The following is a 25,572-nucleotide window of genomic DNA, read 5'->3' as shown; positions in this document are numbered from 1 at the left end:
TATACCCTTTTCCTCTATTCTTATACAATTACTTTTCAAATTCTCGCAATCCTGCTAAATCTTCATCTTCCTCTGCAAGTTCAGCGAAAAATCCTGTTTTATCTTCACGAAGCACAATTTCAAGTTGATCTCTTGCCTCTTCATTTCTGTTTAATAATGTTAAATAACAAGCATGATCGTATCTTGCTAACAAGTCAGTAGCATCAATTGCTAATATTTCACTTGTTATTTTTTCTGCCTTTGTCGTTTGCCCAGCTTTATGATACGAAGATGCTAAAGCAAGAAGAATTGCCGTTTCATTTGGATGATGTACAGAAGCATCTTCTAATAAATAAATCGCATCCTCATACCTCTCTTGACTTTGATATACTTCTGCTAAAGCAAGGAATCCTCTACTTACAAATGGCGTTTTCTCAATTAATTGCAAGTGAATTTTTTCGGCTTTTCTTTCTTCGCCTAGCTTACATAATACATTCGCTTGTAAAAGAAGAGTATCATAATCATCCGGTAGCTCTCGAACCATTTGTTTCGTTAATTCCAAAGCATCTCGTAACATAGCTTCTTCCTCACACTCAATGAAAAGATTTACAAGTTGCTTCGCTACATCATAATCCCACTTATTTTCTAACGATGTTTGTAATACCTCTATCGCTTCTTTATTCATCGCTGCATTCTCGTAAAATAGTGCCAAACGCTGCGCTGCCATACTATTTTTTGGATTTAACTTTAAGGAGATTTCAAATAAATCAATAATAACTGTAATCATTGAAATTTCCTTCGCACGATTTTTCATGCGATAAAATGCTCTTGTAAATAAAGATTTTTTCGGTTGCTCATTTTGCTGCCTTTCTACTAATCTTTCAGCAACCGCAGTAGCTGCATACACAAACGCTCTACTTCTTTCTGCTTTTCTGACCTTTAACGTATGAAGTGCGTCTCTTATTTGAGATAATTTTTTATGTTGCTCCATTGCTTTTACGTACACACCAAATATACGTTCACTTTCTAAATCTTTATGCATTACTTTCAGCGCAACTTCGATTGCTTCTGCACTCTGCTTTTTAACTAGTACTTTCGCATAATGATATAGTACTTCCACATGCGCTTCATCTATTTTCATTGCGCATTCAATATATTCTTTTTCTTTATTTACCTCATTCATCGCACCATATACGTATGCAATTGCATCTAGACGCCATATTTCTGGTACCTCTTCTGCTAATTGTTCTAGTTCAACTAGCAATTCTTCATGAAGATTCAAATCTACTGAAAGCTGTGCCAAATATTCCATATTAATATGCAAAGGCTCTTCTTTCATTGCCTGGACCATATGACTTTGTTCTTTAGAACTATTTTCTTCTTTTTCATATATTTCTGCTAGTTGCACATGTACACCTGTGAAATTCTTATCCATTTCTAAACATGTTTCATACGCATGCTTCGCTTCTTGAAATTGCCCTAACGCCATGAATGTTTCACCGATTCGGAAATACGGCAATGAATCCTGTTTTTTCTTAAGTGCATCATTATACCGTTTTATTGCTTGATCATACTGTCCAATAGATTCATATAAAACACCAGCGTAACAACCGTATTCAATTACTTCCGTTTTCTCTTTTTCTAACGTTCTTAAAAACGCTATGCCTCGTTGCACAAAAGCTGTGTCTTTTATTCGATTTACATACTCATCCAACACGCTCGCTATATTAGCGTATACGCTTCGTATACCGCTCTCTAATTTAGAAAGTGCAAGTTTTAACTCTTTTTCATCCCCACCTAATGCAATTTCAGCATCCCATAGCACCATGCCAGCATTCATAAGGAAATCTTGATTGTCTTCAAATTGCTTATTAATACTAACAATATAGTTTTTTGCATCCTCATATTGTTCCTTTGCCATATAAACTTGAGTTAAACCGAAATGGGCATATACATCTTCATTATTTTCTTCTAAAGAACGCTTATATATAGTTTCCGCTTCTTCAAGTTCATCATTTTGAAAATGCACATCTCCTAAACGAACATATAAAGATGCCTGATCTTCACAATTTTGAATTCCTTGTAATAAAATTTCCTTCGCATTATTCCCATCATCCAAATCTGATTCATAGATTTCCGAAAGCTTCGTATATAAATACGCTGCTGTTTTATCTAATTGAATTGCTACTTTAAGTCCTTTTACCGCCAAATACACTTTTCCTAAATGCTGAGCACATCTTGCACGTTCATACCATATGTGCGCTTCATACTTATATTCTTTTAATAAATCATTAAAGAATCCATATGCTTCTTCATATCGTTCTAAATCTATTAAAATCAAACCGTGATTTACAAGTGTAAACCTTTCTGGGCTACGTTCTATAGCTGTTAGAGAATACTCTAGCCCCTTTTCGGATTGATCCATATACATGTATGATAATGCTAAGAAACTCCACGCAACTGGTTGATCTGCATCCAATTGTAATGATGAACGAAAACTAGCAATCGCTTCTGCATAATTATCTTGCTCAAAAGAATAACGTCCATTTATAAGATGATACAACGCTTGATTATTTTTCTTCTCCACACTTTGAATCATATGTCCTGCTTTTTCCATATCTTGCAGACGAATAAAACACTGTGCACTATGCAATTTCACAAAGTCAGAGCTCGGAAACTTTTCCATTAATTTTTCTATACAAAACTGAATAAAATCTTTATCTACTTCAGCATCTAAATGTTTAATCGTATATAGCCAAGTGTTTGGATTTTCACTTGTTTCTTTTAAAAATAGTACTAACTTTTCAATCCCCTCTTTATCTTGCTCAGCTAAATGATCTGTAAGAGAAAAGATTGTTTTATAATAAGTGTGTTCTTCCTCATTTAAAAATGAAAGTTGTTCTATTCTATCTTTCGGTATAAACGTAATAGCTAAACAATCTGTATAACGATATTTTTCTTGCAACTTATCATATTCCACAAGAATCGGTTCCAAGAAATTCGGATCTTGAATATAAAAAGCTTGCAGTACATCGTCATAACCAGAAAGCACTTGTACATGGGAAGCGTGCTCAATATCTATACTTAATAAAACGGGAATACCTTGATTGAGTAATCTCTTATAATTTTCCTCATTCCCTTGAAAATAACGATATTCGTAACCTTGCTCTTCTATATATGTAACTGTATCTGAAAACTTAGAACCTGTTACATCAAAAATATATTGTGCAATTTCATCTTGCGTACGTTTTTCTCCCCATACCCCTAACATCATTTCCAAACTTGTCGGAACGCAATAGTTATCCTTTTGTACAACCGGAACTATCGGTAAACGAACCTTTTTTCCATCAGGATTTTTTTCTATATGATGATATAGAGAATTCTTCAAACTCTTTTCACTTTTCAATAGTGCTTGCAAATCGTGAATACTATTCGTTTTATAAAATGCTTCTGCACGTAAATGTATAAAATAAGTTGTATATGCATGATGCGGAAGCATATGATTAATTTTATCTATTACCGCTAACATTTCTTCATAGCGCTCTAAATCTAATAAATATTTTACTTTTTCAAAATAGAAATATGGTACTTGAGGGAACTTTGCAATCGCATCATTAATGAGTTGTAATGCTCGCTGCTGTTCACCTTTATATGCATATAATTGTGCCAATAAGTACGTAGCTAACTCTTCACAATCTTTATGCTGCTGACCGGATAAAAGTTGTTCCTCTGCCTTCTCCCACTCACCAGTCTGTATATATAAGTAACCCCATTTATCAAAAACTGCACGTGTACTATACTTTTCCGCCTTTTGCATATAGGCATAGGCCTCTTCATTTCGCTTCATATCTAACAAACATCTAACTAACGTAAAATATGCTTTCGTTAAAACATCCGCATCAGTTTCCTCTTCATTTACCTCTTCCAAAGAATCTTTTAACAATTGTTCAGCATCAAGAATTTTACGCTCATCAATTAACTCATCACAATATAAAGAGAGCGTTCTCATATTTGGGAATTTTTTATACGTATACCGAATTAAAAAGGAGCTATATTGATGCATCAAACCTTCATCAGCAAGACGAATTAATGTATCAAACTCCTTGGGTGACGAGACGTTAGAAAGCCAGTTCTTCACGTATGATAACTTATTCGTTTCTTTTATATGTGCAATTTCATTATTTATCTCATGTAATCCATCTACAAATCTCTTTTCTTTCAAACAAATTTCTAATTGTTTAAAATCTAGCATGTATTCACCTCAAATAATTATTTATACTGCCATTTGCAAGCAGTATTCTAACCTACTTGCTTAGATTTTACACATCATATAGTATGCATTCAACTAAAACCTCATATAATGAACGATATTATTTAATATTATTCAAGTTTATAACTAAATATCTTAAAAACGATACTTTTTCTCGTTATTTTGTTTAATTTGATGAAATAACATGTATTATTCGAAGATGGGTTTTATCTTCTTTTTTGAGCCTTCATTCAGTTGATGAAATTATATTAACGATTTGATAAGATATATCGATTTACCGAAAAATCTTGATAATAATGATAACCTATCCATATTAGAAATATAGCAATTCTCCTTCTCCCTTACTTTTCTAATATGATATTTACTTCTTTATTTCACCAAATGTAATTTTCATATTCGGAGCATATACTAAAGATGAATGCATATGAAATGCTTTAAAAAACCGTAGTTCTGCTTCATATTGAGCGAGTGCATCAGCAAATGTTAAGCCCCGACTCATTAAACGGTCTATAAATTGTTGTTTTTCACCTGGATTACTAGCAATCCCCTCTTCTTTTAGAGAATTATATAATCCTTGCTTATCATTTTGATTTAAATTAGAATCTAAAAAATTCACTTTATCACTTACTCTACATTCAATATTTTTAACACCTAATTCACTTAAATACATTGGTATTTTCATGCCAATATTGCCATCTTTACCACTTCTGTGTGCATCTTCTTCAAATAACTTCTGCAAAACACCAAGCTGGATAATTTCCGATTGAATTAATCCGTCTAGCGTGTATGAGGACACATTAGAAATCCAATTCGGCTCAAAACATATTATCTTTCCCCCCTCCTTAATTGAATTTATCATTTTTTGCAACATCGTTTTGGGCGAATTCATATGTAATAAGAAAGCATGACTGACAGCTATATCATATTTATTTTCCAATTCAATTTCTGTAGCATCTCCTTCGATAAATTCTGTTTCATATGGAAGCGAACGAAACAACTCTCTCGCTTCAGCTATTAATGCTCCCCCGCTATCAATACCTGTATACTTTGATCCATTTGGAAGTAACGGCAACAAAATTAAACCTAAGTAGCCATACCCACAACCGTAATCAACAATATGTACTGGCTCAGAAATCTTCCAAACTGTATTTACTAAAAAACTTAAATAATCATCGTTATAATATAAATCTCTCGTATTTCTTAAATACTCTAGCTTACTATTCCAATCATACTCTTCCAAGTCCAACACCTCCTTTTATATACAAAACTAAAGTTCTCCATTCAATAAACGTATTCCTATGTTTCTAATATTTTTAGAGATGTTTAGTTCTAATTATTGCGTTAAATCGTACATGTTCTTTACTCTCCACCTATTTGACAAACTAATTTTTAAAACAAATAAAAAGGATTACATACCTGAAACGATATATAATCCTTTTCATAAAAAAGAAATACATAGAAGTTTAGATAGTACAATCACAATCTGAGCAATCGGTACAATCTATTACGTCACAATCTAAATTTCTCTTTTTTTTGCTTCTTTTTAAATAAAAATATAGTAGCACCATAAATAATAGGCAAATAACAAAAGCTATTGTTGCTTCTATATATTTTTCATGCATGATAAAACCAATTCCACTTCCACCTGCTATAAAAATTAGAATTATGTAAATCCAAAACATGTAAGTAGCTACCTCCGTTGATATGTGGTTTAAGATGTAATCCATATAATACTAGATGCAATAAATAGTCCCATACCATTACCGCTTAATAAGCCAGTAGTTACTCTTAGCAAATTTGTGCTGCTTCGCCATTTCCACTTTTGGGTGAGTCCATCAATTAATAATAGCATTTGAGCAAAAAAGGATAGCATTAATGAGAGAGTAAACGAAGGTGTTATTAAAAAGTAAATTGGAAACATACAGAAACCAATAAACATACCTGTGCATCGTGCACATAAAGGTAAGTATTTTTGTAGTTTAAGAAAACTCCTTTCCGGTAGTCTATGACAAGGAATATTTAAAATGAAACTTCGAATCAATACGGACCATCCTCTCTACAAATATTTTAATTGATTTCGTAACAAAATTATAGAATTCTTACACTTCGTAGCGTATAACCTTTATAAATAAGAATTTATTTAAGAAAATACAAAAAGACAAATCAGGTTAATGACCGCCTGATTTGCTTTTTTGTTACAAAATTTTTATTTTACATCTCCTCAGGTGCCCCCACCCCAAGTAAACGTAATCCCTCTTTTAATACAACCGTCACAGCGTAAGCTAATGCGAGTCTACTCTCTTTCTCTTCGCTCTCTTCTAAAATACGAACATTTCCATAATATTTATTGAACGCTTGTGCTACATCTAATACGTATTTTGAAATAGTAGATGGCTCATTTTTGTTGAAGGCCGCTTCAATTACTTGCGGGAATTTATTAAGTAATTTTACGACACTCCAGCTATAATCATCTTTTAATGCAAACGTACAAGTTTCAAATTCTACACTTTCTTTTCTTAAAATTGAACAAGCACGCGCATGTGTGTACTGCACATATGGTCCTGTTTCTCCTTCAAATTTCAGCATATTTTCTAATGAGAATTCGATATTATGCATACGCTCATTTTTTAAATCGTGGAAGATAACTGCTCCAACACCGACTTGTTTTGCCACTTCTTCTTTTTGTTTTAAATTCGGATTTTTCTCTTCAATATTTTGTTCCGCAAGTGCAACAGCTTCTTCTAGCACTTCTTCTAATAAAATAATTCTACCCTTACGTGTCGACATTTTCTTACCATCTTTTAATATGAACCCGAACGGTACATGTTCCATCCCATCAACCCAGTTATACCCAAGCTTTTTTAATACAGTGAAAAATTGATTAAAATGCAAGCTTTGTTCGGGTCCTACTACATATAAAGCCTTATCAAATTCGTATGTGTTTTGACGATACAATGCGGCTGTTAAATCACGTGTTGCGTAAATGGTAGCACCATCTGATTTTCTAATTAAACATGGCGGCATACCTTCTTCTTCTAAATTAACGACTAATGCCCCTTCTGATTCTTCCAGTAAGTCGTGCTCTTCTAAAATCCCAATAAAGTCTTCCATTTTATCGTTATAGAAAGCTTCTCCTTGAAAGTTTGTAAATTCCACACCGAGAAGTTCATAAATACGAGAAAATTCTTTTAAAGACTCATGACGGAACCAATTCCAAAGTTCGACTGCTTCTTCATTTCCTTCTTCTAGTTTTTTAAACCATGATCGCCCTTCTTCTTCTAGTTCTTTGTTCTCTTTTACTTCTTCATGAAACTGAACATATAACTTAAATAACTCACGAATTGGATCCTCTTTAACTACTTCTTCATTTCCCCATTTTTTATATGCGGTAATTAACTTTCCAAACTGTGTTCCCCAATCCCCAATATAATTAATTCCGACAACTTCATATCCACATTTTTCGGCGATATGTTTCAGCGAATTACCGATCATTGTAGAACGTAAATGCCCCATTGAAAAAGGTTTCGCGATATTAGGAGAGGAATAATCGATAACTACTGTTTTTTCACATCCAAAATGATTTTGACCGTACTCTTCTTTCTCCACTAAAATTGTTTTTAATACTTCATCACTTACTGTTTGACGATTAAAAAAGACGTTTACATACGGGCCAACAGCCTCTATTTTCATAAAAAATGGGTCATTTAATTTCTCCACAACTTCCTTTGCGATAGCAGCTGGTGATTTTTTATATTGCTTCGCTAGTGAAAAACATGGGAACGCTGCATCTCCGAATTCATCTTGTTTTGGTGTTTCGATTAAATCTAAAATTTGATTTTGCGTTAATTCATTCGTAAAAATATTCGATAAACTTTTCGCAAACTGCGTTTTATAATCCATACTACAACCTCCTTATTTTTTAAACACAAAAAACTCGTCTCTAAAAAAGAGACGAGTTTTAACCCGTGGTACCACCCTTGTTGTTCATTCCGAACCACTTTCCCGTTTATAACGAGGACAGGGGGCCTCGGCTTACTCTACTATTCGTTCAAGAAGCGTCTCCGAAGTGCGCTTCATCTTTTTCTTCTGCACTAGGCTCACACCATCCCTAGCTCGCTTTCCTTCTGAAAAAGACTACTCTCTTCATCACAGACAGTGTATTTAATTAATTATTGCTTATTATACATCTTTTCAAACAATTAGCAAGGGTCAATTACACCAAAATGAAATTTTGCACTTTTTCTTTTGTATACGTGAAAATTGTACTTTTCAAATCTAGAACTACGGAAATGATCTTTCAGAACGACACGTTTTCTCGCCACACGCTTCGCTTCCGCAATTGTTTCGTCAGTAATATCATGATACAAAGCGAAATGTTTTAACCCTTTTATTCCATCTGATTCGATGACAGTTTCTTCAAACATCGGATCAAGGTATACGACGTCATAACTATTATCTTCACATTGCGTTAAAAATGCGAAATGCTCCGTTTGTTTTACATCGATTCTTTGCATTGCTTCATCGATTTCAGAAACGGATGAAGACCATGTTTTCAAGCCTTTTCCCATGATGTACGCCATATATTCGTTTCCTTCAAGCCCTGTTACTTTTCCATCTTCACCAACAATATAGCTAGCAACAATACTATCTGATGCCATACCGAGCGTACAATCTAATACTGTCATTCCGCTCTCTAGTTTAGCAGCTTGTACAAAGGGATCGTGTTCTCCGCGCATTAACCTTTTCACACGAAACATTGCTGAGTTTGGATGAAAGAAAAACGACTCTTCCGTACCCTTTGGATAAATAGCTAATCGGTTTTTCCCTACAATCAGCACATCTTGTTCATACTGCTCATGCAGTTTGTGCACAGGTATATCATTACGTAAAACGAAAGAACAATTTAATTCTTCTGCTACCTTATTTGCATAAGCTGTCATTTCTTTATTTGTTCTTCCTGCTGTTGTTACTATCATTTTTTCACCTCTATATAAAGAAAAGAGGGAGATTTACTCTCCCCCTACTTTAGCAATTCTTTTCGAAAGCTTGTTCTAAGTTTGTAATAATTTCGTCCATTGTTGCGCCTTCAATTTCATGACGGTGAATGAAGTGAACAACTTCTTTTCCTTTTAGTAATGCCATAGATGGTGAAGATGGAGGGATTTCTCCGAAGTATTCACGCATTTTCGCAGTAGCATCTTTATCTTGACCTGCAAATACAGTTACAAGATGATCAGGTTGTTTTTCAGCACGTACAACCGCTTGACCTGCTGATGGGCGTGCTAAACCAGCTGCACAACCACAAACAGAGTTTACAACTACTAAAGTTGTACCTGATGCATTCTCCATAAATTCTGTTACAGCTTCTTCTGTAGTTAACTCTTCAAATCCAGAACGCACTAATTCTTGGCGCATTGGAATTACCATTTGGCGCATGTATTCTTCATATGCATTTGACATCTTGTAATCTCTCCTTCAACTTTCATTCCAACTTCATCATATCACGCGCTTTTAATAGGTGCAAAAGAAAGATAGTGATGATTTCATTTTTTTGTAGGGATTTCACAAACCCCTTCACGGCAGTGTCCAACTGGGACAAGTTTTCTATTGTTGGCAATATAATCGTATACTTTACTTCCAAATCCAAGTACGATAGATAATTTTATAAACGGCACTGCAAACCAATAAGATGGAACGGCCTTTGCTAATACGTTAATGCTATGAATTCCGTCATACCACTTATTATTTTTTAAAATATACAATCTCTGTTCCATCTTACTTTGTAATTCTTGAGAAAGTTCATACTTCTCAACTACATCTTCATCTCGAAATGAAACAAATTTCATCGTACCCTTTTTATCTAATTTTTCCGTACGCTCTGCAACTGCTGTACACATCGGACACCAACTATCATAGAAAACAATCATAAACTATTCCCCTTTACGAGACTCCGTCATTTGCTTCCATACTGATCCTTTTGCTTCTTCGCCGCCTTCAATACGTTCTAAAGCTAAACGTGCTTGCATTGCTACTTCAAACTCTGGATCATCTTCAGCTACTTTTAATGCCGGAATTGCACTTTCATCACCAAGTTCAAATAAGAACATTGCTGCACGCCAGCGTACTAATTTACTTGAATCTTTCAGAGATTTAATCATAACGAACATCGCTGCTGGGTCACCTACGTCTGATAAGCAATCTCCTGCTGTACGGCGAACACTTACAGAACGATCTAATAATGCTTTATATAATAACGGCAATACGCCTTCACCTTTTACCATACCTAAATAAGCTGTTGCTAGGCGGCGGATAGATACTTTCTCATCATCTAACGCCATTTTCAATACTGGCATATCTTCTTCAGTAGGATCCATTTGTTCTAAAGCTGCAAAACGGTTTTTCCAGTCGGAATCTTTCATCATCTCTTCTGTTACTTTATATGGCTCACGCTTTTGAATCGTTACTTCAACAGCACCTGCTTGATCTAATAATTCTTTAACCGTTTCATTTACACGATCTTCTGAATAAGCAGCAACAATTTCTTCTACTACTTCTTTCCCGATTTCTTCAAAATTACCGTAACGTGTACTTTGCTCTACCCATTTGCGCTCTTTCACAACGTTAGGTGCAGACATTTGCACTTTCATAATGGATTCTTTAAAACGATCAGGTAAGCCTACACGCTCTTCTGTCGTTCCATCTGTTAACTTCACTTGCATCGGAATAGTAAAGAACATTTGAACAAACACTTTCACTTCTCCAAAATGAGAAAGTTGTTGTTCTTCGCTTTCTTCCACTATTTCTTCACCAAAAACGGCACGAACTTGTTGTAATAAAACTTTCCAGTCATATTTCGCATTACGCTCTACTGCTAAAAAGTCTGCAACATGGTACACACCTTTAATACCTTCAATTTTCAAAATTTCTTGCACTTGCATTGGTGCTTGTTCTTTATTTTCATTTGTATAATTATTTCGCGCTCCTGATGGTAATACTTCATTCAAAATAACTTTCATTGTATTTGGACTTGGCGTCGGTTCAATTGCTTTAATCTTCACGTAAAAAACTCTCCTTTATTGCGTGTTCTTAGCTGTATTGTAACATGTTATCACTCTATACTCCTACTCGGATGCTTAATTTTACTAATTCCTTTTCTACATTTCTTAGAAGTTTAATTATTCTTATTTGCACCTACTGATCCCGAAACTATAGTTAAAAGTATAATTGACAATAACATAAAAAGGGATTAACCTTAACTCATAAAATGACCACAGTCATTTTATGATCAAAGTCACTTTATGATGGAGGGATAATAAATGAATAATGTCATAATTATTGGTGGCGGTATTGCTGGTCTTTGCGCAGCAATCTCCTTACAAAAAATAGGAGTAGATGTAAAAGTATATGACAAAAATATTGAACCTACTGTTGCTGGTGCTGGTATTATCATTGCCCCAAATGCGATGCAAGCACTTGAACCATACGGAATTTCTAAGAAGATAAAAAAATTCGGCAACGAAAGTGATGGCTTTAACCTCATATCCGAAAAAGGAGATATTTTCAATCAATTGATTATTCCAGCTTGCTATCCAAAAATGTACTCCATCCATAGAAAAGATTTACATCAATTGCTTCTTTCTGAACTACGAGAAGGTACTGTCGAATGGGGAAAAGAATGCGTAGAAATAGAACAAAATGAAGAAAACGCCTTGAAAATATTATTTCAAGATGGTAGTGAAGCATTCGGCAATATACTCATTGCTGCTGATGGTATTCATTCTATCGTCCGAAAACAAGCAACACAACGCGATGGTTATCGTTATGCCGGATATACGTGTTGGCGCGGCGTAACTCCAACTCATAATCTATCTTTAACAAACGATTTTATTGAAACTTGGGGAGCAAACGGTAGATTCGGTATCGTTCCTCTTCCCAACAACGACGTATACTGGTATGCACTCATAAACGCTAAAGCTAGAGATCCAAAATACAAAGCTTATACAACAGCTGATTTATATAGTCATTTCAAAAATTATCATAATCCTATTCCAGCTATTTTAAAAAACGCATCTGACGTTAATATGATTCATCGTGATATTGTAGACATCACTCCAATGAAACATTTTTTTGACAAACGCATCGTATTTATTGGAGATGCTGCCCATGCACTTACACCTAATTTAGGTCAAGGGGCTTGTCAGGCAATTGAAGATGCTATTATTCTTGCTGAATGTATCAAAAATAACGCCCACTATCGTCAAGCATTTATAGAATACGAACAAAAAAGACGAAATAGGATTAAAAAAATCTCAAACACTGCATGGAACATTGGAAAAATGGCACAAATGGAAAGTAAACCTTTAATTATACTAAGAAACCAAGTAATGAAACGTATCCCGAAATGGATTTCTGAAAAGCAAGCTCATGAACTATACAGTTTTCATTTATAACACGAAACTACAACGAAAAGTATGAACAGAATTCTCTCTATCCTTCTTTCAACTGTATTATTTATTAATTTACTTGGATGCACTTCTTCCGCCTCAAATAAAGAAGACTCAAAACTCACATTAAAAACAACAGATGTAGTGAACTTTATTAAACCGTAAACCTAAGCATGAAATAAGATTTTATTTGAGATAATCTAATAAACAGATATAATTGTTTGTGTTAGGGGTAGATTATATGCTTAGAGAAACGAGAAAAAAGGAATTAAAAGAACTTATATTCCTAAAAGCAGTACAGCTCTTTCAAGAACGTGGGTACGAAAATGTAACGGTTCAAGATATTACTACTGCATGCGGGATTGCAAAAGGAACTTTCTTCAACTACTTTCCGAAAAAAGAAAACATATTATTATTTTTAGGTGATTCTCAAATTGAACTATGGAATGAAAGTTTAAAAACGTATGAAAATGTGGAACATCCGAAAGAGCGAATCAAACTTGTTTTAGGAGATTTACTGGACCGATTTACTGGACATGGCGAATTAATGAATCATGCTGTCTTTGAAATTATTAAATCTAACTACTTAGTAGAAAATGAATTAAAAAGTATACAACAGCTACAAGAAAGTTTGTCTTCTATTATTACAGAAGCGAAAGAGACAGGAAAATTACACAGTCCATGGGATACAAATATCATCACTTCTACTATTATGAGTACTTATTTCTATACACTAATGTCCCATTCTTTATTACATGCTAATGAAACAAATGCGAAAAATATACTTAATCAACAGTTAGATGTTATTTGGGAAGGTATTAATCAAAAATAATAGAGGGCTATGCTACATAGCCCTCTTAATTTTTAATGCTCTTTTACGTTTTCCCCCGATGCCCCCTCCCGCCTTCTCTCTAAAAATGTAATACTCTCAATCACAACTTCAGTTTTATATACTCTCTTTCCTTGCTCATCATCGTAATTACTCGTATGAATACGCCCGGTAATCCCAACAAGTGACCCCTTCGTACAATATTCTGTTACATTTTCAGCCGATTTTCGCCATACGACACAATTTATAAAATCGACTTGTTGTTCACCTAAACTATTTCGAAAACCTCTATTCACCGCAACACATATTCGTGCATAAGCGACTCCTTGTTTTGTGTAGTATAATTCTGGCTCCTTTGTCAATCTACCGATTAATACAACTCGATTCATCATAAGTTATACCACCTCACATATTTTTCTTCATTGTAAAGAAAAATGTTGGAAGGGTAAAAAGTACAAAACGGCATGTTTGTAAATAAAAAATATTACTTTATATCTTACAAAACTAAAAAAGAAACCCTACATAGTTTAAACATGTAAGGTTTCCAAAAATATTATACTTCACTGCAAGATATGTAATATCCTCCTCGATCCATCTTTATTTCAGCGCAGTACATTACATTTTCCAAGTTAAAAATAATCGGTTTAACTTTACTCTCAAATTTTAATTCCCCATTACATTCAGCCGCATATCCTTCAATAGCTGAACGAATGACTTCTGCTGATGGATATGTTAAAGCGTCATCTAGTTCTATGAAAAAACTTTTAGAAAATAGTTTTTTCATAATCCTTTTTTCTCTTTCATCATATTCCATCCCCCTTCAATTTAAGTCGCCAACATCCATATTTTCAATTTATCTTTGAAAACAAAAAAATCCTGCACATTTCATGCAGGATTTTTTTATTAGTCATTTTTCGTAAAGTAAGAAACAAAACGAAGAATTTCTAAGTATAGCCATACTAGAGTCATCATTAGACCCATTGCACCGTACCACTCCATATATTTTGGAGCTTGGCTACGTGCACCGCTTTCGATTAAATCGAAATCTAGTAATAGATTTAATGCAGCAACTACGATAACAACTGCACTAATGATAATACCAATTGTACCACCTTGGTGAATATACGGAACAGTTACACCGAACATGTTTAGTACGAATACGATTAAATACATTACCGCAATTCCCATTGTCGCCGCAATTACACCTGTACGGAATTTATCAGTTACTTTTACTACGCGCGTTGCATACAACACTAGCATTGCAAATAGAATTGAAATTGTTAGTAAGACAGCGTTTAAAACGATAGTATCGCCAAATTTCATTGTATAAATCGCTGAAATACTTCCTAATACAATCCCTTCTACCGCTGCATAAATCGGTGCACCAATTGGTGATATACGTGGGAAGAAGATAGATGCAAATGCGACGATTGCCGCAATAACTAAAGCACCAATTAATACTGGCATTTTCATCGTATTATTTGTCATCTGTATGTATGAATAGACAGACGTTGCAAGAAGCAAGATAAGCATGATAAACGTTTTGCCTACTGTTCCACCAATAGTCATCGCAGAAGTACTTGCTCCCTCTTTACGAAATGCGTCTTTTTTCAACATTGGATTAGATGTTCTCATTTTTTCCCCTCCTAAAATAGGTTCTACCAATAGTGTAAAGTTTTTCTCTTTACTTTTCAATATATGCAGCTTGTTTTTATTTTAATCCTTCAACAATGTCTGATAGTTCGCTCCATCTTTCCATCGTTTTTTCTAGCTCTTCTTCTGTTTTCTGCTGTGCTTCAGATAATTCTTGTGCCTTTGTGAAGTCAGATCCAACTTTCGCAAGTTCTTCTCCAATTGACTCAATTTTCTCTTCTAGTTCGGCAATTGTATCTTCAATTGTTTCCCATTCACGCTGCTCATTGTATGAAAGTTTACGTTTACGTTGTTGTTTTGGAGCTTCTTCTACTACTTTTTTCTCTTTTTGAACTTCCGCCTTCTCAATAAGTTCTTTCGTCTTTTCCATTTCTAAATAGTCCGTATAACTACCTAGGAATTCACGCACTTCGCCCTCGCCACTAAAGATGAACAATTCATCTACTACTTTATCTAAGAAGTAACGGTCATGCGATACAGTTAAAACGACACCTGGGAAATCTTCTAAATAATCTTCTAGTACTGTTAATGTTTGTGTATCTAGATCATTCGTAGGTTCATCAAGTAATAGTACGTTTGGTTCTCCCATTAAAATACGTAATAAATATAAACGTCTTCTTTCACCACCAGATAGTTTACCAAGCGGTGTACCATGTGAATGCGTCGGGAATAAGAAACGTTCTAACATTTGAGATGCACCAATTACTTTTCCGTCTGTCGTATGAATAACTTCTGCAATCTCTTTAATGTATTCAATCATACGCTGATTTAAATTCATCTCTTCATTTTCTTGCGTATAATAAGCAACTTTTACAGTTTGTCCTACTTCAACTTCACCACTATCAGGAGATAACTTGCCTGCAAGCATATTTAATAGCGAAGATTTCCCGCTTCCATTCGCCCCAATAATTCCGATACGATCGCCTGGTTTCACAATATGATTAAAATTATGTAGTACCGTCTTATCACCAAATTTTTTCGTTACATCTTTTAACTCAAGTACTTTCTTTCCTAGACGACTTCCACTTAGTGCAATATCAACTGATTGCTTCGCTGCTGGTCCTTCTTGTCCCTTCAGCTCATCAAAACGCTGAATACGCGCCTTTTGTTTCGTAGAACGGGCTTTTGCACCACGGCGAATCCAAGCAAGTTCACGACGATATAAATTTTGGCGTTTGGATTCTTGTGCCGATTCTTGCTCTTCACGAAGTGCTTTCGCTTCTAAAAATGTACTATAGTTTCCTTCGTAGCTATATAGTTTACCGTTATCTAATTCAAAAATACGGTTTGTCACACGATCTAAGAAATAACGATCATGGGTTACAAGTAATACCGCACCTGTATATCTTGCTAAATATTCTTCTAACCATTCAACTGTCTCATGGTCAAGATGGTTCGTAGGCTCGTCTAAAATTAATAGATCAGGTGTTTCAATAAAACATTGTGCCATTGCGATACGTTTTTTCTGTCCACCAGATAGGTTTCCAACAATTGCAGTAAAATCTGTAATTCCTAATTTCGTTAAAAGAGATTTCGCATTTGCATTTGCTTCCCATGCACTCATTGCATCCATACGTTGCTGTACGGCAAATAATTGTTCCTGTACTTTTTCATTACTTGGATCTTTTTCGATATTTAATAACGATTGTTCATAATCACGAAGAAGACGAATTAAAGGTGTATCACCATGGAACACTTGCTCTAATACTGTTAGTTTTTCATCAAACTCTGGTTGCTGTGATAAATAACTAATTGTATATCCGCGTGAATGCGTCATATCACCTGTATCAGGAGTTTCTAATCCTGCAATAATTTTTAATAATGTCGATTTACCAGTACCGTTTACACCAATAATTCCGACACGTTGTCCTTCTGTAATACTACATGATAATCCATCAAATAACGGTTTTTCTCCGTATGATTTCGATAAGTTCTCCACAGTTAACATTTTCATATTTGTGCATTCCACTCTTTCATAAATTGTTCAATAAACTCTTCCATATAACGATGACGAACTTCAGCCTCTTGTTTTGCTGCGTTCGTGTTCATTAAATCTTTTAGTTTTAAAAGTTTTTCATAAAAATGATTTAAAGATGGATCATTACTTTTTCTATATTCATCTTTCGTCATCACTTCTCGAGGAGGGATAGTTGGATCATACATTAATCTCCCTTTCGCTCCTCCGTATGCAAATGTACGAGCTATTCCAATTGCACCAAGAGCATCTAAACGATCTGCATCTTGAACAATTCTACCTTCAAGTGACTCAACTGTGCCACCATGACCACCCTTATAAGACATATTGGCGATGATATGAAGAACATGTTTACTTTCCTCTTCTTCAACACGTAACTCTTCTAACCAATCAGAAACTTTTTTCATTCCTGCTTCTTCACTCTCATTTAACTTCTCATCTGCTACATCGTGAAGTAATGCTGCCATTTCAATTATAAAACGATTTCCCCCTTCTTGCTCAGATAAAGAAATCGCCAATTTATGTACGCGTTCAATATGATACCAATCATGCCCACTCGCATCTTTTTCTAAAATATGCTTTACGAAAGTTATTGTTTTTTGAATTTTTTCTTGTTTTATCATTTTATCTTCACCCAGTTACTTATTGTAACACGCCCGCATTTTTTCATCACATATTTTCTTGTCTGCCCATACACTAGGTGGTAGGCATCATTATGAAGGAGGAATAAACATGTTCTATAATAATCAACCGCCTTACCCACAACAACCTTTTTCCCCTCAACATCAGGAACAAAGATATGCTGAACAGTATGGGGAGGAAGAGACACAACATCAAGAGCCTCAATACGAACAAAATCCATACGCAACACCGCAAACTCAAGAAACTGAATATCAACAAAATCCATATGACACACGTCCAAATTATGAATATCCTCAAAATCCATATGCAGCACCACCAACTCAAGAACAACAATATCAGCAAAATCCATACACAACTCAGTACACTCAAGAACAACAATATCAACAAAATCCATACACAACTCAGCCACAACAACCGCAATACCAACAACAAATGTATCAGCCAAACTATGACCCACGTGTCTCACCGCCAGCACCGCAAACTATCGATCCTACGCAACCGCAAATTTTACCGCCTGGGCCAACACTCGATATTACACAGCCACAAATTTTACCGCCTGGGCCAACACTCGATATTACGCAGCCACAAATTTTACCACCAGGACCTATTACAGAACCAACGCAACAACAAATCCAACAAGTTGTCGGTACACAGTTTTTACCTTTAAAAAAACCTGTACTTGATTTCGTAAAACCTTGGGTAGATTACGGTTTAAATGAAGCGAAACATACATCACACAAACATGCTTTAACAGAAGTTGCTGCGATTATGTTCTTAGTTGGTAAAGGATTCAACCCAACGATTGCTCATTATATTGTAGAATCTTGGGAGAAGAATGAGCAGTTTTAGGGTTGTTCATTTTGTTTTATACCAAACTATAAAAGTGTCCCAAATGCCTGTTATACAAGCATTTGGGACACTTTTTATTTGTTATATTATATTCTATTCCAAATGGGAATTTCATATTTTTTCACGTATTTTTATATTATTTGTGAGCAAAATGTGAGCAAATAATAGCCTTTTAATTAAACTGTATTAGACCGATTTTTATTTTAATAACAATTCATTTAACGTAAATTTCTGCATTAAATCTTGTATTACAATCACCTTGATAAATAGGTATTACCATTCCCATTGTTGAACTTGTGTTCTAATCAAGCTTCACACCCTAATAACAAATCAAAATAATCACGGAACCCCTATTTATAGGGAATCTCTAAAATTTGAAACTCAAAACAAATAATACTGTTATCTTTAGTTGTTCCAGTCATGTTATTGTCAGGAGTAGGTTGTTCTAGTAAAGACGTTGCAGAAGAAAAAGAAGACTGATAGTTTACAAGTAGTAGTAGATTATAAAACTTCTATACTTGACTTAAGTAAAGCGTTAGAAAGCAAATTATCTACATAAGAATTAAAAGAGTTACTTATGAATGCTAAAGTTTAATACATAGTAAAAAAGCCGACTCAATTAAGAGCCGGTTTCTTTTATGTTAACGTACGTTTACGTATGCATCACTAGCTGTAATGTAGTACGTATTCCCTTTCGAATTTTGTACTTTGTATTGTGGTGATCCATTGACAGTTACTTTTTCATCGATTGTAAACCCTAGTCCTGCATCTAAAGTATCAGCCACGTCTTTATCATGCCAAGATGGAGATTCATAGAAACGTAGGTTGTCCACTTTAGTAACAACACGCTTCCCTACAATAGAGGAATCTACTGTGCTTTTCTTACTAAACTTCACATAAGATGGATTGTTCTTAATCCATTGTTCACCGCCAAGATTTAACCAACCACCCTTTTCAGCCCATACAGCATAATATAAATCATTAGCATCAATTTATTACTTTCCCATTCGTGTTTTACCTCTATGTTATACTACATTACCTTTTGAGAACTATAACAAACACATATGTTGTAAAATACATTTTTTTTGAGGAAACTTTAACCATTTATTGTTATAATTATATCTGCAATATTTTCCCAGGAGAGTTCCTATAAGGAACAATAGGATAATGGACATACATACTAGGCACTCCCCTTCTTTAATACGTTCATAGAAATATAGAAAGGGTTTATACGATGGGACAATTCCAAAGTAATTTACAAACAACAACACAAATTGCTACGAAAATGGGATCAGCTTCTGACAGGATTCAAAGTGCAACAAGTCGTTCTATAACAAAGGCGACGCGTACAACACTATCTGTTAACTCCAAAGCACAGGAAGCGAACCAACAAGTTTTAGATTTGACGAAACAATTTTCTGTCGCCTTTCAACAAGCGGTTGATAATATTCATTCGGTAGCTAACGAGTTTGAGAGGATGGATAACGAACTTCAAAATACTTTTCGCTAATGTGATAACCTACGTAAAGTAAAACGGTAGGAGGAAAAAGATGAGTCAAGATATTGAAAAACAAATGAATCAATTAAATCAAAAATTACGAAGTGTATTTGAAGAACAGAATCGGAATCAATCTGCGATTCAAACACAGGAACAAGTAGAAGAAGATTTTCATGTATGGAAAAATCAAAACCATCGTTTGTTTGACCGTATTTTAGGAACTTGGCATAGAGATAGAGAAATGTCATTGTTTTTTTTGAATATGAGTCAAGATGCACAATATATTGAGCGAAAACTTACTTTCGAATTGGAAAATCAAAAAGAAACATTGCTTAAGGAAAAACGAAATCTTAGTGACTTAGAAAATGACCTTTACTATCAAAAACAGAATCTAGCAAAGGAGGTCAATTCATGAGTTTGAATATGTATCTAGGGGAAGTACATACGCAAACAAAAAGCATGAACGCTGTATGTACGGCTACGATTCAAGGTATGGAACAAGTCATTCAGTCGATCGACGCTTTTGCAATTGATACTGTTCTACAAGGACAAACTTATAGCAGCGCAAAATCATTTTTTGTACAAACCTTTCGTCCTTTAGCACAAGGAATCATTTACTTATGTGAAGAATTAATCCGTCAAAATGATGCCTTTCCAAGTCAATTTCAATCACAGGTAGCTTCAACTGATGTCATTGAACAAGAGTTATTAGAACAAATTCGCGAAATTGACCGAATGAAAACAAGTATGGAAGCCATCAGTCAAGCTATGCCAATCCCGGGTATGGACGCTATGGCGAATCTTTTTACTGTCATGAGGAAGAAACTGCAAGAAAAACTAGAACACTTACATGAATTCAATTATACTTCTAGTAGTAATTATGATACTGCACTTCAATTAGCTGCGAGTATCGCGCAAGGTCTTGCGGGAGTGCAAAGTGGGAAAGGTTTCAGCCCCGCAAGTGGAACATTTAGCATACAAGAATTGAATATGGAGTGGACGGGGCCTATTCAAGCAATTACAGAAAGTAAAGCTCGTGAAGCACAAATTGCAAAAGCAATTGCTTTACGAGAACAAGAAGCCAATAGACCATGGTATGAAAAAACAGCTACCAGTACTTGGGAATTTATGAAAGAATTTTTTCAAGGCGCTGGTAGTGCGGCTTTCGAAAGCGTTATTGGACTAGAATCACCTGATAATGATGAATTAGAAAGCAAGTTAACTTATCAATCGGGAAGATTTGCCGGAAATGTTGTAGCAGGAGCGGCATCCATTATAGAAATTCTAGAAGGTCTTACCGTCATAGGCGGGGCTAATTTCTTAACCTTCGTCGCAGAAGTAGGAAGTGGTGGGTTAGCATCACCAATTGTTCTTCCATTAGATGCAGCTGCTACAGCGGCTGGGCTTAGTCTTGCTGGACATGGTGTATTTGTTGGGCGTAATGCAGTTCAAAATGGTAAGGATACTCTTCAAAAGTTCCAGTCTTCTTCTAATGGGACTAGTGGTAGAATAAAGGAGAAAGCCGATGCTAACAACCTTCAAAAATCCCAGTCTTCTAGCGAGGTTGGTAATAGTGTTAAGAATACAGAAAAAATACGGATTGTTGATGGAAAAAAACAATATAATGTAAACGGAAAATGGGTAACAGATAAACAATTTTCAGCTCTTCGTCAGAAAGCTGTTCGCCACGCATGGAGACAAGAGAAGGAATTGATTAAAAAAACTGGAAAAGGAACAAGAGATTGGACCCCTGCAGAAAAACTAGAGTTATTACAAACAGGAAAAGTGAAAGGCTACGAGGGACAGCATATGAAATCTGCTAATGAATATCCTGATTTTGCTGGTGAACCAGATAACATTCAATTTTTAAAGGGAAGGAATATGGATGTAAACGAACACTTTGACGCCCATCGTGGAAATTATCACAATCCTACAAATGGCTACTATACTCCTAAGAATGATAGTATGACTGACTTTGGAGACGTTGTGCCTTGGAAACATGAATAGAGGGAGATGGTTTTATGCTAAGAAAATATTATTCAAAAAACAATCATTTACAACCATTTTTTGAGGAAGTTAATAAATATGTAGATGGCATTCACACCCTAAACAATGGAATTAACGTAGAAAATATAACAAGCCTTCAAAATGAACTTAACATTCAAATTCCTGATATATATAAAGATTTTCTCCAAGTGTGTAATGGTGGAGAATTATTTATACCTGGAACGGTCCTGTCAGAAATTCATACAGCTGCTCGGGGCCAAAAACAGCGTGGTGGCTCCTATCTAAATGATTCGTTTAAAAAAGAACGAAGACCGACAAAGATGCCAGACACGTATTTAATCATCGCAGATTTAAACTATGGTGACTCGATTTGTATAGACTTAGAATCAAGCAATGGATACGATGCAACTGTAATACAATGGGATAGGGAGATTCACAGCGTTTCTAGATCATGGAATGGCTTGGCGGAATGGTTAATGGATACCTTAGACGAAGGATCATTACTAGTAGATTATGATGGTAATGAAAAAGATTTAGACTTTTAACATGAATAGTAAAAGTGAAGCCACAAGAATTTAGTGCTCTTGTGGCTTTTTATATAGCTAACTGCAAAACTTTGCTAAAAGTAAATTCATTCATTTCTTAAATTTTAATAATATTATAATATTTTTTTCAACTAAACTGCCACGTTGGCTTAAGTACACTTCTTTACAATCTTAACGAAACAATTGAGTCAATTTTAACAAATTCATCATGTGAAATATTCATACTATCGCTTAATACTTTATATCTAAAATCTAATAATGAATAATAAAATAATATTTGTTGATCTTCTTCGATATGACTTATTTTCGATTCGATTTCTTCTTTTAATGTTTTTGATTGCACAAAATCTTGGTTTAACATAAATTGAAACCAAATATCTAACGAATTTTTAATTTGTTCTTTAGTTACTACAGGTGTGCTCATAGCTACCCCATCCTCCTCGTTTCTATCTATGATTATCATAATTCCACAAAATAACAATAAAATTCCTTCTTCGAGTGTGGTTGATAAATAACTTTCAGAATATTCATTCCAATGAAAATGATAATATGTTAAGGTACCTACATAAATAAAGATATACATAATAATTTAAAAAGAAAGGGGAAAATCATGGGAGTTTTTGGGTAGGGAATAATGATAATAAGATCAAATCAGTATCCTAAGTTAGATGGCCTAAAACTTAATGGAGACTATATTTTAGAGGTGCCAGCATCTAATAAAAACATTAAAAACATTAAAAATATAGAAAAGTATAAAGAAATAGCTGAAGAATACGGTGTAACATTAAGATTTAGGGAGGAATAATTATGAGCTTAAAATTAAAACCTGAAATAGAAACAGCACTAAAAAAAATTGACTTTGTTAATAGATACACAGAACTTTCTTCTTTTTCGAGAGAAAATTATGATGCCGAAGAAATCATTCCTAATCCCAATATTGAAGACATTCAACAAATACTTGAAAAGCTAGGTTATAAATCAGTTTATGATAAAAAAGAAAAGTTTTTAAAAGTTGGAGAACTAGGTGATAAAAAAGAAAATTTATTTTATTTTAATATTGGTATTAAAGTAAACGTTCTGGATTTTACTTGGGTAGTTTATCATAATGATGAACTAAGATTAGGTAGTCCATGGAGTCTATATTCAAGACTTTTAATTTCTCCAGATACTAGAATTAAGCCAGTACTATTTAGCGATTATGACAGCTTAGAAAAAATTTTAAAAATTGCTTTAGGTATGTATGAAGATTTTAAACAAGAATTAATTCCTATCTATTCATAATTTTATATTTAAGAAAGGCAATCTTATCTTAAATATAAAAAAAGAAAATCCGACTCACAAGAGCCGGATTTTCACTTCATAAATACATATGCCTCGCTAGCAGTTACATAGTATGTTTTACCTTTGTTGTTGTGTACTTTTGAAACCACCTATTATTTAATAATTACATGTTCCTCACGAATCCAACGATTTCCACCGATATCAATATGCCCATCTTGTCTATTAAATAATTGATACGGCTCACTTCCATCCACAAAACCAATGTCATTGCCGTTCGGTCCATCGTAAATTCGGATTTGATACCCTGGCCAATATTTAGTGTATGCATAGAACCATTGAATATCAAAATGTTTTAGGTAAGCCCACTGTTTTTCATTTCCAAGGCAGATCATATTTTTTTCTCCACCACCCCAGTATCCTTTATGGATTAAGTATGGGATTTTTTGTGTGATACGTCCAGCAAAAATAGGATCAGCAGGATTTTCATATAGATTCACACCATAACCATCATCGTATTTCGATGTTGCATGTCCAATTCCCTCTTTTTGAATAGGCTGAATTGGATCAATTGGATTTAGTTCATTGCCACCAATAAACCAAGATAATGGCTTGTCTCCATTTAGAACATTTAAGTCAACTTTTCCTACACCATCAAGCCAACCGCCTGTTTCTCCGTCTGCATATTGCCATAGATCACACGCATAGGCAGGTTTATTACTTCCATAACGAGGAATCCATAAAAAGTCTGCTTTCACCTTATTTAAACCATATTGATTGTACATATGATGTGATACATAAAATCCGACTTTCCAACCTGCCGCTTTACATGTATCAATAAAAGCTTGAGAAGCAGCTGCTACATTGTCGGGGCCACAACTTTTTAATGTATCATCCTCACAATCTAGCACTAAGAATTTAGCATTTGAATTTGTTCTTTTCATAAAATCGTTCGCTTCCACAATTGCATCATTAACAGAAACATAGCATCCATACGCATAGGCAGCATGTGGAATGCCACGTTTCTCTAATTGCGCTACATGTTGTTTATATAATCCATCTACTGTATCTGATCCATATTGAACACGGCAAATTGCTAAAGTAACTTGAGGAGCTAATACATCCCAATTAATACTGTCATTCCATTTTGAAATATCGATAATATGTTTTTTCATTATTGAACATCTCCCTTTTTATCTTCTTGTTTTTGTTTACCACCTAAAATTTCAACCGCGTTTGTCAAAGCTTGTGGAAGTGGGATTCCCATACGTCCAGCGTTTTCTAAAAGTGATAACAATTCATTACCCATGAAGAAAAAGATTGTCGCTTCACGGATAGCGCTGTTGCTTCCAAACACTGTATCTAATTGCGCTGCCACTCCAACCAAAAGAAAAAGCACCACCTTTTTGGCGATGCCTTTGAAACCTACTTTACTTTTTAACTCTCCGTTGTATCCTGCTGCAATCATTCCAGTTAAATAATCAATAACTGCCATCGTCACTAAGATTTTCAATGTTGCATCCCATCCTCCTAAGAAATATCCACAGAAGCCACCCAAGGTAGCTATAAACGTTTTTATGAATACGTCGATACGTTCCACTTG

The 25,572-nt window shown here is 34.6% G+C and carries 25 protein-coding genes, 2 pseudogenes and 1 other annotated feature; of the genes and pseudogenes, 9 read left to right on the top strand and 18 right to left on the bottom strand.

All coding sequences use genetic code 11. The features are described 5' to 3' along the window. Window positions 1-28: 28 nt before the first annotated feature. From EXW56_RS10625 to EXW56_RS10585, 9 genes are all read right to left on the bottom strand, one after another. Window positions 29-4,231, bottom strand: a complete 4,203-nt coding sequence (locus EXW56_RS10625; RefSeq protein WP_215597444.1) for a bacteriocin-processing peptidase family protein — start codon at window positions 4,229-4,231, stop codon at window positions 29-31. A 379-nt stretch (window positions 4,232-4,610) separates the two neighbouring features. After that, the gene (locus EXW56_RS10620; RefSeq protein ID WP_002200674.1) at window positions 4,611-5,489 is read right to left on the bottom strand and encodes a class I SAM-dependent methyltransferase; all 879 of its coding nucleotides are present in this window, start codon (window positions 5,487-5,489) and stop codon (window positions 4,611-4,613) included. Between the two features lie 223 nt (window positions 5,490-5,712). Then, on the bottom strand, window positions 5,713-5,931 hold the full coding sequence (locus tag EXW56_RS10615) for a hypothetical protein (RefSeq protein WP_002200675.1): 219 nt from the start codon (window positions 5,929-5,931) through the stop codon (window positions 5,713-5,715). A 29-nt stretch (window positions 5,932-5,960) separates the two neighbouring features. Then, on the bottom strand, window positions 5,961-6,290 hold the full coding sequence (locus EXW56_RS10610) for a DUF2085 domain-containing protein (protein ID WP_002200676.1): 330 nt from the start codon (window positions 6,288-6,290) through the stop codon (window positions 5,961-5,963). 170 nt (window positions 6,291-6,460) lie between these two features. Next, a complete protein-coding gene (gene argS / locus EXW56_RS10605) occupies window positions 6,461-8,149 on the bottom strand; it encodes an arginine--tRNA ligase (RefSeq protein ID WP_215597443.1) in 1,689 nt (562 codons plus the stop codon). A 44-nt stretch (window positions 8,150-8,193) separates the two neighbouring features. Next, window positions 8,194-8,408, bottom strand: a binding site (T-box leader). A gap of 40 nt (window positions 8,409-8,448) precedes the next feature. Then, the gene (locus EXW56_RS10600) at window positions 8,449-9,225 is read right to left on the bottom strand and encodes a class I SAM-dependent methyltransferase (RefSeq protein WP_215597442.1); all 777 of its coding nucleotides are present in this window, start codon (window positions 9,223-9,225) and stop codon (window positions 8,449-8,451) included. A 49-nt stretch (window positions 9,226-9,274) separates the two neighbouring features. Continuing rightward, window positions 9,275-9,709 carry a BrxA/BrxB family bacilliredoxin gene (locus tag EXW56_RS10595; RefSeq protein WP_000063703.1) on the bottom strand — a complete coding sequence of 145 codons (435 nt, stop codon included), beginning with the start codon at window positions 9,707-9,709 and terminating at the stop codon, window positions 9,275-9,277. A gap of 83 nt (window positions 9,710-9,792) precedes the next feature. Next, window positions 9,793-10,176 (bottom strand): thiol-disulfide oxidoreductase DCC family protein, encoded by a 384-nt coding sequence (locus EXW56_RS10590; RefSeq protein ID WP_002158060.1) that lies wholly within the window; start codon window positions 10,174-10,176, stop codon window positions 9,793-9,795. Window positions 10,177-10,179: 3 nt separating this feature from the next. Beyond that, entirely contained in the window at window positions 10,180-11,307 is a 1,128-nt protein-coding gene (locus EXW56_RS10585; RefSeq protein WP_215597441.1) for a conserved virulence factor C family protein, read from the bottom strand. A gap of 258 nt (window positions 11,308-11,565) precedes the next feature. On the opposite strand from EXW56_RS10585, the gene EXW56_RS10580 reads away from it, so the two are divergent. Both EXW56_RS10580 and EXW56_RS10575 read left to right on the top strand, forming a co-directional pair. Next, the gene (locus EXW56_RS10580) at window positions 11,566-12,699 is read left to right on the top strand and encodes an FAD-dependent monooxygenase (RefSeq protein WP_215597440.1); all 1,134 of its coding nucleotides are present in this window, start codon (window positions 11,566-11,568) and stop codon (window positions 12,697-12,699) included. Between the two features lie 235 nt (window positions 12,700-12,934). Further along, window positions 12,935-13,525, top strand: a complete 591-nt coding sequence (locus EXW56_RS10575) for a TetR/AcrR family transcriptional regulator (protein WP_002200680.1) — start codon at window positions 12,935-12,937, stop codon at window positions 13,523-13,525. Window positions 13,526-13,557: 32 nt separating this feature from the next. On the opposite strand, the gene EXW56_RS10570 is transcribed toward EXW56_RS10575, so the two are convergent. The 5 genes and pseudogenes from EXW56_RS10570 to EXW56_RS10550 all read right to left on the bottom strand — a co-directional run bounded on the left by EXW56_RS10570 (window position 13,558) and on the right by EXW56_RS10550 (window position 17,773). Beyond that, window positions 13,558-13,914 carry a single-stranded DNA-binding protein gene (locus EXW56_RS10570; RefSeq protein WP_215597439.1) on the bottom strand — a complete coding sequence of 119 codons (357 nt, stop codon included), beginning with the start codon at window positions 13,912-13,914 and terminating at the stop codon, window positions 13,558-13,560. 161 nt (window positions 13,915-14,075) lie between these two features. Beyond that, window positions 14,076-14,329, bottom strand: a pseudogene (locus EXW56_RS10565) (DUF4318 domain-containing protein). A gap of 96 nt (window positions 14,330-14,425) precedes the next feature. Beyond that, on the bottom strand, window positions 14,426-15,157 hold the full coding sequence (locus EXW56_RS10560; protein WP_088099016.1) for a Bax inhibitor-1/YccA family protein: 732 nt from the start codon (window positions 15,155-15,157) through the stop codon (window positions 14,426-14,428). 76 nt (window positions 15,158-15,233) lie between these two features. Beyond that, window positions 15,234-17,129, bottom strand: coding sequence for an ABC-F family ATP-binding cassette domain-containing protein (locus EXW56_RS10555; protein WP_016104710.1), 1,896 nt, complete (start codon window positions 17,127-17,129; stop codon window positions 15,234-15,236). Beyond that, entirely contained in the window at window positions 17,126-17,773 is a 648-nt protein-coding gene (locus tag EXW56_RS10550; protein WP_215597438.1) for an HD domain-containing protein, read from the bottom strand. The genes EXW56_RS10555 and EXW56_RS10550 overlap by 4 nt, the downstream gene beginning before the upstream one ends. Before the next feature lie 109 nt (window positions 17,774-17,882). Here EXW56_RS10550 and EXW56_RS10545 point away from each other — a divergent pair, with 109 nt between their 5' ends. Continuing rightward, window positions 17,883-18,641: a hypothetical protein gene (locus EXW56_RS10545; RefSeq protein WP_204208141.1), complete on the top strand. Its 759-nt coding sequence runs from the start codon at window positions 17,883-17,885 to the stop codon at window positions 18,639-18,641. 641 nt (window positions 18,642-19,282) lie between these two features. Here the strand turns inward: EXW56_RS10545 and EXW56_RS27575 are convergent. Then, window positions 19,283-19,612, bottom strand: a pseudogene (locus EXW56_RS27575) (N-acetylmuramoyl-L-alanine amidase); the annotation flags it as partial. Window positions 19,613-19,875: 263 nt separating this feature from the next. On the opposite strand from EXW56_RS27575, the gene EXW56_RS10535 reads away from it, so the two are divergent. From EXW56_RS10535 to EXW56_RS10520, 4 genes are read left to right on the top strand one after another with little or no spacing between them, the layout of a single operon-like run. Then, on the top strand, window positions 19,876-20,151 hold the full coding sequence (locus EXW56_RS10535; RefSeq protein WP_215597437.1) for a TIGR04197 family type VII secretion effector: 276 nt from the start codon (window positions 19,876-19,878) through the stop codon (window positions 20,149-20,151). 40 nt (window positions 20,152-20,191) lie between these two features. Further along, window positions 20,192-20,554: a DUF3958 family protein gene (locus EXW56_RS10530; protein ID WP_016079288.1), complete on the top strand. Its 363-nt coding sequence runs from the start codon at window positions 20,192-20,194 to the stop codon at window positions 20,552-20,554. Then, the gene (locus EXW56_RS10525; protein ID WP_215597436.1) at window positions 20,551-22,146 is read left to right on the top strand and encodes a T7SS effector LXG polymorphic toxin; all 1,596 of its coding nucleotides are present in this window, start codon (window positions 20,551-20,553) and stop codon (window positions 22,144-22,146) included. Before EXW56_RS10530 ends, EXW56_RS10525 begins: the two co-directional genes overlap by 4 nt. A gap of 14 nt (window positions 22,147-22,160) precedes the next feature. Further along, entirely contained in the window at window positions 22,161-22,691 is a 531-nt protein-coding gene (locus EXW56_RS10520) for an SMI1/KNR4 family protein (protein WP_016104704.1), read from the top strand. Between the two features lie 163 nt (window positions 22,692-22,854). Here the strand turns inward: EXW56_RS10520 and EXW56_RS10515 are convergent, their stop codons facing one another. Next, window positions 22,855-23,115: a response regulator aspartate phosphatase gene (locus EXW56_RS10515; protein ID WP_016104703.1), complete on the bottom strand. Its 261-nt coding sequence runs from the start codon at window positions 23,113-23,115 to the stop codon at window positions 22,855-22,857. A gap of 210 nt (window positions 23,116-23,325) precedes the next feature. On the opposite strand from EXW56_RS10515, the gene EXW56_RS10510 reads away from it, so the two are divergent. Both EXW56_RS10510 and EXW56_RS10505 read left to right on the top strand, forming a co-directional pair. Continuing rightward, window positions 23,326-23,496 carry a hypothetical protein gene (locus EXW56_RS10510; RefSeq protein WP_215597435.1) on the top strand — a complete coding sequence of 57 codons (171 nt, stop codon included), beginning with the start codon at window positions 23,326-23,328 and terminating at the stop codon, window positions 23,494-23,496. Between the two features lie 2 nt (window positions 23,497-23,498). Beyond that, window positions 23,499-23,972 carry a hypothetical protein gene (locus tag EXW56_RS10505; protein ID WP_016104702.1) on the top strand — a complete coding sequence of 158 codons (474 nt, stop codon included), beginning with the start codon at window positions 23,499-23,501 and terminating at the stop codon, window positions 23,970-23,972. A gap of 152 nt (window positions 23,973-24,124) precedes the next feature. On the opposite strand, the gene EXW56_RS10500 is transcribed toward EXW56_RS10505, so the two are convergent. After that, on the bottom strand, window positions 24,125-25,144 hold the full coding sequence (locus EXW56_RS10500) for a GH25 family lysozyme (protein WP_215597434.1): 1,020 nt from the start codon (window positions 25,142-25,144) through the stop codon (window positions 24,125-24,127). After that, the gene (locus EXW56_RS10495; protein ID WP_215597433.1) at window positions 25,144-25,569 is read right to left on the bottom strand and encodes a phage holin family protein; all 426 of its coding nucleotides are present in this window, start codon (window positions 25,567-25,569) and stop codon (window positions 25,144-25,146) included. Before EXW56_RS10495 ends, EXW56_RS10500 begins: the two co-directional genes overlap by 1 nt. Between the last annotated feature and the right edge of the window lie 3 nt (window positions 25,570-25,572).

Source organism: Bacillus mycoides (genome assembly GCF_018742245.1).
GTDB lineage: Bacteria > Bacillota > Bacilli > Bacillales > Bacillaceae_G > Bacillus_A > Bacillus_A cereus_U.
Note: the sequence above shows the minus strand (reverse complement) of the source record. Positions and strands in the feature narration are given on the sequence as shown.

Excerpts from the sequence above, each read along its gene's own strand:
- EXW56_RS10595 (WP_000063703.1), bottom strand. The coding sequence starts at position 9,709 with ATGTCAAATGCATATGAAGAATACATGCGCCAAATGGTAATTCCAATG.
- EXW56_RS10560 (WP_088099016.1), bottom strand. The coding sequence starts at position 15,157 with ATGAGAACATCTAATCCAATGTTGAAAAAAGACGCATTTCGTAAAGAG.
- EXW56_RS10505 (WP_016104702.1), top strand. The coding sequence starts at position 23,499 with ATGAGCTTAAAATTAAAACCTGAAATAGAAACAGCACTAAAAAAAATT.
- EXW56_RS10510 (WP_215597435.1), top strand. The coding sequence starts at position 23,326 with ATGATAATAAGATCAAATCAGTATCCTAAGTTAGATGGCCTAAAACTT.
- EXW56_RS10535 (WP_215597437.1), top strand. The coding sequence starts at position 19,876 with ATGGGACAATTCCAAAGTAATTTACAAACAACAACACAAATTGCTACG.
- EXW56_RS10575 (WP_002200680.1), top strand. The coding sequence starts at position 12,935 with ATGCTTAGAGAAACGAGAAAAAAGGAATTAAAAGAACTTATATTCCTA.
- EXW56_RS10555 (WP_016104710.1), bottom strand. The coding sequence starts at position 17,129 with ATGAAAATGTTAACTGTGGAGAACTTATCGAAATCATACGGAGAAAAA.
- argS (WP_215597443.1), bottom strand. The coding sequence starts at position 8,149 with ATGGATTATAAAACGCAGTTTGCGAAAAGTTTATCGAATATTTTTACG.
- EXW56_RS10600 (WP_215597442.1), bottom strand. The coding sequence starts at position 9,225 with ATGATAGTAACAACAGCAGGAAGAACAAATAAAGAAATGACAGCTTAT.
- EXW56_RS10625 (WP_215597444.1), bottom strand. The coding sequence starts at position 4,231 with ATGCTAGATTTTAAACAATTAGAAATTTGTTTGAAAGAAAAGAGATTT.
- EXW56_RS10515 (WP_016104703.1), bottom strand. The coding sequence starts at position 23,115 with ATGAGCACACCTGTAGTAACTAAAGAACAAATTAAAAATTCGTTAGAT.
- EXW56_RS10530 (WP_016079288.1), top strand. The coding sequence starts at position 20,192 with ATGAGTCAAGATATTGAAAAACAAATGAATCAATTAAATCAAAAATTA.
- EXW56_RS10580 (WP_215597440.1), top strand. The coding sequence starts at position 11,566 with ATGAATAATGTCATAATTATTGGTGGCGGTATTGCTGGTCTTTGCGCA.
- EXW56_RS10500 (WP_215597434.1), bottom strand. The coding sequence starts at position 25,144 with ATGAAAAAACATATTATCGATATTTCAAAATGGAATGACAGTATTAAT.
- EXW56_RS10520 (WP_016104704.1), top strand. The coding sequence starts at position 22,161 with ATGCTAAGAAAATATTATTCAAAAAACAATCATTTACAACCATTTTTT.
- EXW56_RS10545 (WP_204208141.1), top strand. The coding sequence starts at position 17,883 with ATGTTCTATAATAATCAACCGCCTTACCCACAACAACCTTTTTCCCCT.
- EXW56_RS10590 (WP_002158060.1), bottom strand. The coding sequence starts at position 10,176 with ATGATTGTTTTCTATGATAGTTGGTGTCCGATGTGTACAGCAGTTGCA.
- EXW56_RS10570 (WP_215597439.1), bottom strand. The coding sequence starts at position 13,914 with ATGATGAATCGAGTTGTATTAATCGGTAGATTGACAAAGGAGCCAGAA.
- EXW56_RS10615 (WP_002200675.1), bottom strand. The coding sequence starts at position 5,931 with ATGTTTTGGATTTACATAATTCTAATTTTTATAGCAGGTGGAAGTGGA.
- EXW56_RS10550 (WP_215597438.1), bottom strand. The coding sequence starts at position 17,773 with ATGATAAAACAAGAAAAAATTCAAAAAACAATAACTTTCGTAAAGCAT.
- EXW56_RS10525 (WP_215597436.1), top strand. The coding sequence starts at position 20,551 with ATGAGTTTGAATATGTATCTAGGGGAAGTACATACGCAAACAAAAAGC.